Origin of the sequence: Streptomyces sp. NPDC050564, assembly GCF_044457265.1 — a bacterium.
Classification (GTDB): domain Bacteria; phylum Actinomycetota; class Actinomycetes; order Streptomycetales; family Streptomycetaceae; genus Streptomyces.
This window is the reverse complement of record NZ_JBITGS010000093.1, coordinates 1-11,756: the sequence shown is the minus strand read 5'-3', so window position 1 is coordinate 11,756 and position 11,756 is coordinate 1. Positions and strand designations below refer to the sequence as shown.

General features: G+C 68.5%; 11 protein-coding genes and 5 pseudogenes. 8 read left to right on the top strand and 8 right to left on the bottom strand.

The window, feature by feature from the left end:
• Positions 1 to 524: 524 nt before the first annotated feature.
• The 3 genes from ACIBK0_RS51250 to ACIBK0_RS51240 form a co-directional block, all read right to left on the bottom strand.
• Positions 525 to 986 (bottom strand): hypothetical protein, encoded by a 462-nt coding sequence (locus tag ACIBK0_RS51250; protein WP_399097276.1) that lies wholly within the window; start codon positions 984 to 986, stop codon positions 525 to 527.
• A gap of 102 nt (positions 987 to 1,088) precedes the next feature.
• Positions 1,089 to 1,991, bottom strand: coding sequence for an NADP-dependent oxidoreductase (locus tag ACIBK0_RS51245; RefSeq protein WP_399097273.1), 903 nt, complete (start codon positions 1,989 to 1,991; stop codon positions 1,089 to 1,091).
• A 250-nt stretch (positions 1,992 to 2,241) separates the two neighbouring features.
• A complete protein-coding gene (locus tag ACIBK0_RS51240) occupies positions 2,242 to 3,147 on the bottom strand; it encodes a LysR family transcriptional regulator (RefSeq protein WP_399097270.1) in 906 nt (301 codons plus the stop codon).
• A 137-nt stretch (positions 3,148 to 3,284) separates the two neighbouring features.
• Here ACIBK0_RS51240 and ACIBK0_RS51235 point away from each other — a divergent pair, with 137 nt between their 5' ends.
• From ACIBK0_RS51235 to ACIBK0_RS51210, 6 genes and pseudogenes are all read left to right on the top strand, one after another.
• Positions 3,285 to 4,103: a 3'(2'),5'-bisphosphate nucleotidase CysQ gene (locus ACIBK0_RS51235; RefSeq protein WP_399097268.1), complete on the top strand. Its 819-nt coding sequence runs from the start codon at positions 3,285 to 3,287 to the stop codon at positions 4,101 to 4,103.
• A 41-nt stretch (positions 4,104 to 4,144) separates the two neighbouring features.
• A complete protein-coding gene (locus ACIBK0_RS51230) occupies positions 4,145 to 4,741 on the top strand; it encodes an NADPH-dependent F420 reductase (protein ID WP_399097266.1) in 597 nt (198 codons plus the stop codon).
• A gap of 93 nt (positions 4,742 to 4,834) precedes the next feature.
• Positions 4,835 to 5,158 (top strand): annotated as a pseudogene (locus ACIBK0_RS51225) (NUDIX domain-containing protein); the annotation flags it as partial.
• Between the two features lie 37 nt (positions 5,159 to 5,195).
• Positions 5,196 to 5,459 carry a hypothetical protein gene (locus tag ACIBK0_RS51220; protein WP_399097264.1) on the top strand — a complete coding sequence of 88 codons (264 nt, stop codon included), beginning with the start codon at positions 5,196 to 5,198 and terminating at the stop codon, positions 5,457 to 5,459.
• 154 nt (positions 5,460 to 5,613) lie between these two features.
• Positions 5,614 to 5,826 (top strand): HAD-IA family hydrolase, encoded by a 213-nt coding sequence (locus tag ACIBK0_RS51215; protein WP_399097261.1) that lies wholly within the window; start codon positions 5,614 to 5,616, stop codon positions 5,824 to 5,826.
• A 161-nt stretch (positions 5,827 to 5,987) separates the two neighbouring features.
• Positions 5,988 to 6,224: pseudogene (locus tag ACIBK0_RS51210) on the top strand (repressor LexA); the annotation flags it as partial.
• Between the two features lie 459 nt (positions 6,225 to 6,683).
• Here ACIBK0_RS51210 and ACIBK0_RS51205 read toward each other — a convergent pair.
• Both ACIBK0_RS51205 and ACIBK0_RS51200 read right to left on the bottom strand, forming a co-directional pair.
• On the bottom strand, positions 6,684 to 8,381 hold the full coding sequence (locus tag ACIBK0_RS51205) for a purine-cytosine permease family protein (protein ID WP_399097258.1): 1,698 nt from the start codon (positions 8,379 to 8,381) through the stop codon (positions 6,684 to 6,686).
• A 305-nt stretch (positions 8,382 to 8,686) separates the two neighbouring features.
• Complete coding sequence (locus tag ACIBK0_RS51200) at positions 8,687 to 9,769, bottom strand: substrate-binding domain-containing protein (RefSeq protein ID WP_399097255.1); 1,083 nt, start codon at positions 9,767 to 9,769, stop codon at positions 8,687 to 8,689.
• 109 nt (positions 9,770 to 9,878) lie between these two features.
• On the opposite strand from ACIBK0_RS51200, the gene ACIBK0_RS51195 reads away from it, so the two are divergent.
• On the top strand, positions 9,879 to 10,337 hold the full coding sequence (locus ACIBK0_RS51195) for a MarR family winged helix-turn-helix transcriptional regulator (RefSeq protein WP_399097252.1): 459 nt from the start codon (positions 9,879 to 9,881) through the stop codon (positions 10,335 to 10,337).
• Positions 10,338 to 10,480: 143 nt separating this feature from the next.
• On the opposite strand, the pseudogene ACIBK0_RS51190 reads toward ACIBK0_RS51195, so the two are convergent.
• The 3 genes and pseudogenes from ACIBK0_RS51190 to ACIBK0_RS51180 form a co-directional block, all read right to left on the bottom strand.
• Positions 10,481 to 10,745: pseudogene (locus ACIBK0_RS51190) on the bottom strand (GNAT family N-acetyltransferase); the annotation flags it as partial.
• A 4-nt stretch (positions 10,746 to 10,749) separates the two neighbouring features.
• The gene (locus tag ACIBK0_RS51185; RefSeq protein ID WP_399097249.1) at positions 10,750 to 11,181 is read right to left on the bottom strand and encodes a hypothetical protein; all 432 of its coding nucleotides are present in this window, start codon (positions 11,179 to 11,181) and stop codon (positions 10,750 to 10,752) included.
• Between the two features lie 5 nt (positions 11,182 to 11,186).
• Positions 11,187 to 11,368, bottom strand: a pseudogene (locus tag ACIBK0_RS51180) (hypothetical protein); the annotation flags it as partial.
• 2 nt (positions 11,369 to 11,370) lie between these two features.
• On the opposite strand from ACIBK0_RS51180, the pseudogene ACIBK0_RS51175 reads away from it, so the two are divergent.
• Positions 11,371 to 11,476 (top strand): annotated as a pseudogene (locus ACIBK0_RS51175) (type I glyceraldehyde-3-phosphate dehydrogenase); the annotation flags it as partial.
• Between the last annotated feature and the right edge of the window lie 280 nt (positions 11,477 to 11,756).

The following is an 11,756-nucleotide window of genomic DNA, read 5'->3' as shown; positions in this document are numbered from 1 at the left end:
TTCGCGTGCCGGTCCTGCGGATTCGTTGATCATGCGGATCGGAACGGCTCCCGCAACATCCGTGCCAGAGCGTGGGAGTTGTGGCGACGCGGGGCACCGTCAACCGCCCCAGACCCACTTCCCGAACCGGGCCGTGGGACAGGACGCAAGCGCAGCACCACAGCCAGTGGCGCCCGCTGTGCAAGCCCGTCGGCTTCAGCGACGGGTAGTTGACCGGTCATGAGTGGATAGCCGGGCTGTCGGTTCGCCCTGCTTGTTCCGCGTGATCGCGGGTGGGGCCTTCGCATGTCGCTGCGTCTGCGCCGGGGCTCCACCGGACCCGGAGGTCGTACAGGTCTGCTCCCTTCCTTGTCTCGTCGGGCGTGCATCCCCCGGGTGGTCTCGACGAGCAGGGGCGCCTCATTGTGCGGCTCCGCCGACGGCGGCCACCGTCGCCGCGGCCCAGCCGACACAGAGGCTCCTGCTGGCACCGTCTGACCGTGTGGCGGGGGCGCGGCTGCCTGGGGGCGGCTTTGGGGGGTGGGTCAGCTGCTGAGGGTGAGGTCGGTGGTGACGGATTCCCACAGCGAGTCGAACCACTGCTGGGACTGGGTGACGAAGGCGGTGTCGTCGCTGGTGCTGTCGGTCCCGAACAGGCGGACCAGTCCCATCGGGTTGGCGTCGTGGATCTCGATCTGCCGGTCCTCGTGGTCCAGGGTGCGGCGGTGGAGGGTGTAGTAGGAGAAGAGGGCTTCGGTGTAGTTGACGAGGTAGAGCTTGGCCATGGGGGTGAAGGGCAGGGCTCGGAAGGTGATGCGGGTCTCGATGCCGTGGGTGTCGCGCAGTGACAGCAGTGCGGCGCGCAGGGTCTGTCCGTAGGGGTTGCGTTGGGCGAGCCATCGGTGGTGGAGGGTGTTGTCCTCGTCGTAGGCGACGGGGGTGGGGAAGGCCAGGTGGATGTCGCGGCTGGGCAGCAGGACCCGGACGGTCACGCTCTGTGGCCTCACGTCGCCGGTATGGACGGCATACGCTCGATGGCGAAGCCCACAGCAGTTACGAACCCCACGACACCGCCGCTGCGGCGGGTGCGAGGTCGGGCGGTTGGCCGGTCAGCCCACGAGTAGCACGAGTTTGCCGCGCACAGTCCCCGCTTCGCCGACGCGGTGCGCGTGGGACACCTCGGTCAAGGGGAAGGTTTGGCCGACCTGGATGGAAAATCGTCCAGTCTCGGCCATTTGGGCGACCTGGGCCAGCGCGTAGGTGGCGCGGCCGGTGTCGCCGCGGCTGAAGCGGACGCCTGTCTGCTGCGCGCCGCGGAAGTCGGAGACCGTGATCACATGCTCGGGGGCGCCCACGAGTCCCACGAGTTCGGGAAGGACACCGTTGCCGGCGACGTCCAGTGCAAAGTCGAATCCCGACGGCATGATCGCCCGGACTCGCTCTGGCATCCCGTCGCCGTATGCCACGGGCTCGGCCCCGAGCGAGCGGATGGCATCATGCGTGCCTGGACTACCCGTGCCGATAACGCGCGCGCAGCGCTCCACGGCGAGTTGGACAGCGGCACTCCCGACGCTGCCGGATGCCCCGTTGACGAGCACGGAGCTGCCTGCTGTGACGCCAAGCTGGTCGAGCGAGCGCGCTGCGGTCTCGGCTGCCGCGGGGATCGCTGAAGACCTCGCATAATCCAGTGAGTCCGGGATCGTGGCCCAATACGACAGCACGGCCAACTCCGCCTGGGCGGCTCCGTACGGCGAGGCTCCGAAGACCCGGTCGCCAACCGTGACACCTGAGACACCGTCACCGATCTCGTCAACGAGACCCGCAGCCTCGTATCCCAGGGTCTGTGGCAGTTCCTGGTCCATCAGGCCCTGGCGCCTTTTCCAGTCGCTGGCGTTGATACCCGCGGCACGAACCTTGATCCGTATCTCTCCGGCACCGGGATGGGGATCGGGGAGATCGACGATCTCAAGAACGTCCGGGCTGCCGAACCGGCTGAACTGTGCTGCCCTCATGACGCACTCCTTCCGCGGAAGAAGTGGCGGATCGTCCGATACCGCGTGTGCGCGTACTCCCCGTCCGGCTGTTTGCTCGGCCCAGAGCACGTTTCTACTCCGATACATCGACCCTACTTCATGACCGCCCACACGTGTCCGAGACGACCACCCCCATCGAACGGCCCCGGTGGGGGTGCGTAGACTGGCTGGCCCCGCGCCACCAAGGCGGCCGCGTGGACGTAGGGGTGAGGCGGTCGGACGGCGCCGACTATGACGCTCCGCACATGGTCAGCGCGGTTCGCGCCAGCCCGCGCAACCAGGCGTGGGCGTGGTCGGTGTCGTAGCGCTGATGCCACGACAGATATACCGGTGCGAGCGGTAGTTCGAGCGGCAGGGGGAGCACGACCAGGCCGAGGTCGGCGACCGCGGATCGCGTGGTGGCTTCGGGGACGCTGACCAGGAGATCGGAACCGCGCGCGAACTCCAGCGCGGCCGCTTGCGTGGGTGCGGTCGCCACCACGCGGCGGGTGAGGCCAAGCCCCGCGAGAGCGTCGTCGAGGGCATTGCTGAGGTTTCCCCGTCGCGAGACGGTGACGTGCTCGGCGGCGGCGTATTGATGTGCGGTGACGGTCCTGCCACGGGTGAGGGGATGTCCCTGCCTCACGACGATGACGAGGCGGGACTCGCCCACGTTCTCGGCGCGGATGTCCGGTGCGCTCGGGTGGTTGGCGTTCGCCTCCAGGTCCACCTCGCCGCGCCGCAACTCCGGTGTGTCAATGCTCGATTCCGCGACGAAGCGCAATCGCACGCCCGGCGCCTCTTCACGCACGGCCGCGAGCAGTGCGGGGCCGCTCAAGGCGACCAGGGAATCGTGCCAGCGGAGTGTGAAAGTGCGCTCCAGCGTTGCCAGATCGAGTTCACGGCTCGGTGCCAGCACCCCTTGGACCTGGTGAAGCAGCTCGTGCACCTGTTCCCGGACGGCGATCGCGTATGGCGTCGGGGTCATCGTGCGGCCGGTGCGCACCAGGATCTGATCCCCGGTCGTGCGCCGGATTCGGCCCAGACTCCGACTCATCGCGGGGGCGGTGACATGCAGGCGTGCGGCCGCCCCGGCCACACTGCCCTCCTCCAGCAGCGCGTCGAGCGCGGCCAACAGATTCAGGTCCAATTGCACGTGAGTAATCCTAGCCGTGCTTTACATGCATTTGAAGTTAATCAAGGGGCTGTATACCGTCGAGATCAGAGCGCTGGACAGAGCGCACAGCTCGGCCCGAACGGCCTCATCACCCCCTACTCACACGGGAGTTCACCATGTCCGAAACGCTTCAGACCAATGACGTCGCCGCCTCCGACGCCGACCTGCTCGGCCAGACAGCGATCGCCGTGCGCGCGGCCGGTTCGGCGCTGCGCGAGCGCTTCGGCGAGGCGGTCCGCTACCAGACCCGCGAAGAGCTGATGCGCGCGCTCGCCGCCAACGACGACACGGCCCTCGACATCCTGCGCCCCCGCCTCACGCGCTTGCGTCCGGACGCTGGGTGGGTGGAGGACGAGCTGGACGGCGGGGCGCTGCCGCCTGGCGAATGGTGGGTCGTGGATCCGGCCGAAGGCAACGTCAACCACCTGCACGCCCTGCCGGAGTGGGCGGTGACCGCCACCCTCGTGCGCGAGAACCAGCCGGTGCTCACCGCGGTCCACCTGCCGTTGACCGGCGAGACCTACACCGCGCTCACCGGCGCGGGCGCCTACCTGGATGGCCGGCAGCTGCGCGTCTCCCAGACCGCGGACCTCGGCCTGAGCATGGTGGCCACCAGCCAGGCCCGGCCGGACGAGGACGACAACGTCGTGCGGCGCGTCGGTTCCTCGATCACCGCGATGCTCTTCGACGCACTCGTCGTCCGCACCGCCGTGCCCGCGACCCTGCACCTGCTGAACGTGGCAGCCGGCCGCATCGACGCCTTCTGGCAGTTCGCCGGCGCCCGCGCGGACCTGCTGCCCGGGGCGCTGCTCGTCACCGAAGCCGGCGGACAGATCTCCGACGCCGAGGGCCGCCCCTGGACCCCGCAGAGCGAGAGCTTCCTGGCTGCCGCGCCCGGCGTCCATGCCGAGGCCGTCGCCACCCTCTCCCGCTGACCGCGCACCACAACCTGCACGCACGGAAGGACCAGATCACCATGCCCACGATCGCAGTTCTCGGAAACGGCCGCGTCGGCGGCAACCTGGCCGCAGCCCTTACCCGGGCAGGGCATGAGGTATCGGTGGCGGACCGCGCGCCGGGCGCCGCCGCCGACGCTACCCGCACAGCCCAGATCGTCATCAACGCGACGCCGGGCGCCGGCTCGCTGGACCGGCTTGTCGCCCTGCGCGAGGAACTGCACGGCAAGATCCTCGTCGACGTCTCCAACGCCACCATCGACGGATCGGACGGACTGCCCGCCGACCTGATCTACCCCGGCTCAAGCCTCGCCGAGCAACTCCAGCAAGCGCTTCCCGAAACGCGCGTCGTCAAGACACTCAACACCATGCTCTTCCCGGTGATGACCGCGCCGGCCACGCTCACCCACGCGCCCGATGCCTTCCTTTCCGGCGAGGACCCGCAGGCCAAGCAAACCGTCCGCGAACTGCTCGTCAGCCTCGGCTGGCGTATGGAGTGGATCACCGATCTCGGCGGGATCCAGACCGCTCGCGCCACGGAGGCCGCGATCCTGTTCGTACCGCACGTGATTCGCTCCAGCGGATTCGCGCCTTTCGCGATCTCGATCGCCCGCTGATCCGGCGGGCCCTCCCAGCACGCGGACAATTCGAGGAGCCCGATGTTCAACTAATCTCCCGCATTCGGCGACGAGAACGGCGGCTTCTGGGCGACGCCCGGCGGCTCACTGGAGGACGGGGAAGACCACGCCACGGCGACGCTCCGCGAGCTGGGCGAAGAACTCGGTATCGACGAGAAGGTGGTCGAACTGGGGGCGCAGCTCGCGGAGCGCAGCAAGGACCACCTCGTCGGCGGCCGTGAGGTCCGCCAGGTGGAGAAGTACTTCCGCACCCGAGTCTCCGCAGCCGACGTCGACCCGGCCCGGGCATCGCAGCCCGACAACATTCGCGAACACCGCTGGTGGACCCTCGCCGACCTGCTCACCGGCGTCCTCGCGCACGGTGCGCCCATGCGCCCCGTCGTCCTAGCCGGATGAGTCTTCCCCGGACCGCGCGGGACAGCACACTGCGGGCATGACTCAGCACTGCCCGCCCCACCCTTCGCTGCCGTATGCCGCCGTCCTCTGCGACGTCGACGGCGTCCTGCGGCACTGGCCCGCTGACACCGAGATCGAACACGCTCACGGGCTGCCCGTCGGCGCACTCGCGGCCGCAGCCTTCGCCCCGGCCCGCATCCACCCGGCCATCACCGGGCAGATCACCGACGAACAGTGGCGCTCCGCCGTGGCGGCCGACCTCGCCAACAGCTGCGGCTCGAAGGAACGGGCGCCGCCGTAGCCGCCTGGAGCGAACTCCTCCCACTCGTCGATCTGGAACTTGTGGACCTGCTCACCCGCGTCCGCGACGTCGCCTCCGTGGCCCTGGTCTTAACGGAACCACACGACTGGAGCAGGACCTCGCCCGCCAGGGACTAGACAGCCTTGCCCACACGGTGGTGAACACCGCCCGCATCGGCGTCGCGAAACCCGACCCCCGCGTCTACCGCATCGCTTCCGAACGCGTCGGGGCCACGGCTGAGCGCTGCCTGTTCATCGACGACACCGAAGCCAACGTCACCGCAGCCCGCGATGCAGGAATGGCCGCCCTCCATTACCGCGACCTCGACGAACTACGCATGACGCTCGCGCCGCTGCTCAACCAGTAGCCCGCGTACGGCTTTCTGCCCGCTGCGCCGGGCCGGGCCAGCGGCCTCGGCCCAGCGGCTCACCGACCGAGCAGCTGATGGACGAGCGCTACGACGACGGCACCGACTCCAATCTGGCGGGTTTGGGTCATTCCGAACGATCTTGTACGGAGGTGTCCGGGATGGAGAACACCGCGCCCGTCCGCCGGGGACGCCCCCCGGGTCATCGGGCCGCCGAGGGGGAGCTGACGAGCCGGCAGGTGGCGATCGTCCGCTACATCACGGAGACGGTCGACCGGCAGGGCTACCCGCCGTCGATGCGGGAGATCGGCCAGGCCGTGCAGCTCGCCAGTACGTCCTCGGTTGCGCATCAGCTGATGGCCCTCGAGCGCAAGGGCGTCCTCTACCGTGACCCGCACACCCGTCCACCTCATCCGCCTCTTCGGCCTGTCCCCTTACACAGCCATGCAATACGTCCGAGCCGCGCACCCCTGCGGCGGAGGCCCGAGCCCATTGTGATCTGCCGCGGACCGCCGGTGGACGAGTACGGAAATCAACGCCCCTCAGCTTGAATTTTACCGATGATCAGAGCGTTCCAGCCAGTTCCACGGCTGAACCGGTTCGATGACTGAATCTGACGTGAAGGCGGATCTCCGTCTCTATTTGTAGGATGCCCGTGACGCGCTGTCGTGGAAGCTGGAAGGCTTGTCGGAGTACGGCATCCGCCGGCCCATGACTCGCCAATGGCGACGCATGCCCGTTCGAGGCACCGTACGCCCGCGACGCTAGAGCAGCCCTGACCGACTGACGAAGTCGGCTCCGGCCCACGTCGAAGAACGCGAGCCGGAGCCAAGCCGGACACGGGAAGGTGATGGTGGTCAGTCCGCGGACCGCACGGTGGGTGTGGCGAGGGCGACCGGGCCGGTGGCGGCACCGGTCTTGCAGGAGTCGTGGCAGTTCTTCTCCAGGCTGCAGCACAGTGAGCAGATCGCCCCGGAGTGGAAGGTGCAGTTGGCCACGTCGGGCCGTTCGAAGTCGGTCGTGCACACGGTGCAGGTCAGCGTGGCCGCGGAGGGCAGGCCGTCCGTCCCGAGCAGCGGCTCATCGAGGTCGTCGACGCGGGCGATGTAGTACCTGCCCTTCGTGAGCACGGCGAACAGCGGTGAGAGGACCATCGCGAGGAACAGGGCGATGAAGGGGGAGTACGCCTTGCCGTAGTCGCCGAAGGCCTCGAAGTACGCGGCGATGGAGACGGCGGAGGCGATGAGCATCGAGCCGAAGCCGACGGGGTTGAAGTTGTACAGGTGGGCGCGCTTGAACTCGATGTACGACGGGCTCAGTTTCAGCGGCTTGTTGATGACCAGATCGGCGACGACCGCGCCGATCCAGGCGATGGCCACGTTGGAGTAGAAGCCGAGGACGGTATTGAGGAAGCCGAAGACTCCGCCCTCCATCAGGGCCAGCGCGATGCCGACGTTGAGGAAGATGTAGACGACCCGGCCCGGGTGCCGGTGCGTGAGGCGGGAGAAGAAGTTCGACCAGGACAGCGAACCGGAGTACGCGTTCGTCGAGTTGATCTTTATCTGGGAGAGGATCACGAAGAACGTCGCCAGTCCCAGGGCGACGGGCGCCGCGAAGGTCTTGAAGCCGTGCACGTACTGCTGGATGGGCTCGTTGGCCTTGGACAGGCCCACACTGCCGGCGATGTAGAAGGCCAGGAACGCCCCGCCGATCTGCTTCGCCGCGCCGAGAACCACCCAGCCGGGACCGGCGGAGAGCACGGCGCCCCACCACTTCCCCGCGTTCTCGGGGGTCTTGTCGGGCATGAAGCGCAGGTAGTCGACCTGCTCACCGATCTGCGCGATCAGTGACAGGGCCACGCCGGCGCCCGCGCCGACGCCGAGCATGCTGATGCTAGAGCCGGTGGGGGAGTTGCCCGCGAAGTGGGTGAACTGCGAGAACTTGTCCGGCTCCTGGATGGCGATGGAGACGAACGGCGCGACCATCAACACCAGCCAGACCGGCTGCGTCCACACCTGCATCTTCGACAGGGCGGTCATGCCGTAGATCACCAGCGGCAGGATGATCAGCGAGCAGATCAGATAGCCGACGGCCAGGGGGATATGCAGGCCCAGCTCGAGGGCCTGCGCCATGATCGAGCCTTCGAGGGCGAAGAAGATGAACGTGAAGCTGGCGTAGATGACCGACGTGAGGGTCGAGCCGAGATAGCCGAAACCCGCGCCCCGGGTCAGCAGGTCCATGTCTATGGAGTACTTCGCCGAGTAGTACGAGATCGGGATGCCGGTCAGGAAGATGACCACCGCTGCGGCGAGAATGGCCACCATGGCGCTGGAGAAGCCGTTGGAGATGGCGATCGAGCCGCCGATGGCGAAGTCGGCGAGGTAGGCGATGCCACCGAGCGCCGTCGTGGCCACCACGTAGGGAGTCCAGCGGCGGAAGGACTTCGGCGCGTAGCGCAGCGAGTAGTCCTCCAACGTGTCGTTCTGCGCCCAGTTGTTGTACGTCCGTCCGCCTGTACTCGCCGGCGGTGCTTCCTTGTCGACGATCTCCGTCACGACATTCCCTCTTCCCAGCACTGGGGACGACCCGGGCGACCCCGGGTGATTGCACGGAAGAGTCACGCCGCACTGTTTCTTGAACGTTTCGCTTCCTTTAAGGGAAAGGTCTTTAACGGGCCTTTATTCGACGCGCGTAGATAGTGCGCGACCAGGAGCGCGTCGCGTGGGCGGGGCGCCCGTCGATGGGAGACCGTGGCGAGCGAAGGGCTCGATTGAATACAGATGCCTCGCCTCCGCCAGATGCTTCCCGTAGAAAGTATTTCTGTGGCAGGGTAATGTCAATCAACGGCCAGGGAGCCGGGTCAGAGTTGGGTGACGACGTGGAAGTCGAAGGCATCCGCCCGTGCCAGGTACAGCCGTTGGGTGAGATGGTTGCCGCGCAGCCGCAGTGCGCCGCGCGGGCCCTCGTAGGAGACCGTTTCGCCCACCGCGCACATCGTCTTCACGTCCAGCGACCGCGCCCGCTCGGCCAACGCCGCCAGCAGGCGCACTCCTTCGAAACACGACTCGCCCAGACTACCCATGACGGGTGCCTCCACACCGAACCGCGCCGCGTAACGCGCGCTGAAGTCCAGGCTCTCGGCGGTCGCGAGCGTCTCGAAGAAACCGGCCGTCGCCCACAGCCCGTCGGTGGCCTCCGCTCCGGTGGCCAGCAGGATGTTCTCGTCCATGTGGGTGCTCAGCCGCAGGCACCGCTGATGCAGACCGTACCCGGCGAACGCCCGGTTGAAGTGAGCTGCGTCGTCCCCGACCAGCAGCATCAGTACGGCGTCCGCCTCGCACCGCTCGATCCGGCGCAGCACGGGCCCGAAGTCGCGTGTTCCCAGGGGCATGAAGACTTCGTCGCGCACCAGGCCGCCACAGGTCCGGGCGTATCGCCGTGCGGCACGGGCGGTCACGCGCGGCCACACATAGTCGTTGCCCACCGTGCACCAGCGTCGCGCTCCGGTCGCCTCGGCCAGCAGCCGCATCGCGGGCAGCAGTTGAGCGGCGTCGGTCTCGCCCGTCAGGAAAACCCCGGGTGTGCGCTCGCCGCCCTCGTACTGGGCTGTGTAGACGTACGGCACGCGGCCCGCGATCCGCGGCAGCAGCGCCTGGCGCACCGCCGAGGTGTGCCAGCCCACCACCCCGTCAACGGCGCCCAGCGACACCAAGGCCTCGACTTCGGCCGCCACCTGCTCCGGCGACGCCCCGCCGTCCACCGTGACCAGGGGGACCTCCTGGTCCAACACGCCGCCCGCGGCGTTCAGTTCCTCCGCGGCCAGTTGCGCGGCCAGCTCGCACGACGGACCGAAGACCCCCGCCGGTCCCTGCAGCGGCACGACCAAGGCCACGACCAGCGTCGTGCTCGAATCGTCATTCCGTCTCGGCGGCACCGGATGCACAGACCACCTCCGTGAGGGCACTGGGCGCGCGGATCCCGGTCCGGGCCCCGGCACCCTCGCGGAGGCTCGTAATCTGCCCGAACACTAGACCTACGGAAGGACACCGGCAATGCCGTCGGAACCCTCCTCGCCGGACCTTGCCCACCTCCTCAGTCACGCCGAGCGATGCCTCGGCCGGCGCTTGGCCGCGATGCTGGCCGAGGAGGGCTGCTCGGTGGATGAGTGGCGCGTCCTGTCGGCCGTCGCCGACGGGCAGGGCCACTCGATGTCCGAAATCGCCGACCACGCCCTCATGCCGGCGCCCACTTTGACCAAGCTCGTCGACCGCATGGTCGCCGGCAACCTGGTCTACCGTCGGCCCGACCCCGACGACCGCCGCCGCGTCCTGCTTTACCTCACCGCCCGCGGCCGCATCCTCCACCAGCGCGCCGCCCACCGCGTCCGCTCCGACCAGACCCGGCTTCTCGACGCCATCGGTGACCAGGGAGAACTCACCCGGCTCCTGCCTCTGCTCGCGGCGACGGTCGACGGGTTGCCTGCGGTGGCGCCCAGCAGACCGCAGAGTTGATCTTTTCGATCAATGGCCGCGGCCTCGCCCGTGTGCGGCGAAGGTGGTCCTGCGCTTCAGCGTCTTGGCGGTCGCGCGAGCGAGTGGGGCGACCAGGTTGGCGTGACGGTCAGCGGAGGTGGTGAAGCCCTGTGCACACGCGCTCAAAGAGGGAGCGCGGCCAGAGCGCGGGCGGGATGACAGGGGCCGAGGAAGACGACGATGCCCGTGCCCTCGAGTGAGGGGTGCGTGGCCTGTGTCCAGCGCTGCCGGCGGTAGAAGGCGACGGCGCGCGACGAGCGGACGGACGTGAGCAGCCAGGAGCGGCCTTCGGGGGGCGTCCTCGGTGACCGCTTCGAGCAGTTCGGCGGCCAGGCCCGTGCCGTGGGCGGCCGGACGGACGGCGAGTTCGCCGATCTCGCGGGCGCCGCCATCAGGGGGCGGCATCGCCGTCCGGATCGCTCACCCACGGCAATGCGGCCTTACTTCGCCCACAAGTAGGCCGTGCGGGCTGCGGCCTCTCCAACCGGCCGGGTATGCGCGGTTTCAGCCTTGACTGGCAATCGGGTTCATCGTCTTGCAGCATCTGGTATCTGCGGACCTGGCGGATTCGGTTGCCCGTACACCCCGCAGAACTGGGCAGGCCGAAATGCGCGAGCGCGCGCAACTGGACCAGTTCGGTCAGGCCACGGGCGTCGCGCTTCCAGTACGGAATCGCCCCGGTCAGGTCCAGCACAGCCATGTCCGGCTCGATCATCTGCACACGCGGCGTGATGTCCTCCAACAGGCGGCGCAGCCGCTCGGGGAGTTCGGCGTCGTAGTCGGCCGGGAGGCCGAAGCGCAGGTGGAGGATGCGGCGACCCATAGCGATCACCCTGCGCTTCCCGGGCTGCGGTGACCGAGCCGTCGCAGGTCGGCCAAACGGTGCCGGCGGGCTGGAGGTCGGCGTACGGGTGCAGGCGGGCCCCGGCGGTGCCGTCGGCGAGCGTGCGCTGCGGGGTGGCCGGCTGGGCCGGGGTGGGGGCCGGGCTGGTGCGGCCAAGCAGGTCGAGGCGACGGCCCCCGCAAGGACCTGCGCCGGGGCCGCGCGGCGGCGCTGAGCATCATCCCGACCAGCACCGGGGCCGGCACGTACCGTCGGCCAGGTGGTGCCGGAACTGCCTTCACCGGTCGGCATTCGGTTCACCCTCGGCGTTGCTACTTCGCCTCTTCAAGTTGTCCCGTGGCCCATCGTGGCCTCCCCGGTCTTCACCTACCTGGAGAGTCCCGCGATGGCCGTTCCATGTCTCGCAATCGCGCAAGAAGCAGCACACCGCCACAGCACAGGGATAAAAGCGAAGCTTAGTACTACAGCCGTAGATCGTGATCTTCATGCTTGAGCGGCTTGACGCCGGTAGTGGCTGGTCTGGGATCGGGCCTGGTGGCGGCGTCGCCAGACGG

Coding starts and splice junctions, on each gene's coding strand:
- ACIBK0_RS51220 (WP_399097264.1), top strand. CDS start 5,196: ATGACTCAGCACTGCCCGCCCCACCCTTCGCTGCCGTATGCCGCCGTC.
- ACIBK0_RS51185 (WP_399097249.1), bottom strand. CDS start 11,181: ATGGGTCGCCGCATCCTCCACCTGCGCTTCGGCCTCCCGGCCGACTAC.
- ACIBK0_RS51230 (WP_399097266.1), top strand. CDS start 4,145: ATGCCCACGATCGCAGTTCTCGGAAACGGCCGCGTCGGCGGCAACCTG.
- ACIBK0_RS51245 (WP_399097273.1), bottom strand. CDS start 1,991: ATGAGGGCAGCACAGTTCAGCCGGTTCGGCAGCCCGGACGTTCTTGAG.
- ACIBK0_RS51235 (WP_399097268.1), top strand. CDS start 3,285: ATGTCCGAAACGCTTCAGACCAATGACGTCGCCGCCTCCGACGCCGAC.
- ACIBK0_RS51195 (WP_399097252.1), top strand. CDS start 9,879: ATGCCGTCGGAACCCTCCTCGCCGGACCTTGCCCACCTCCTCAGTCAC.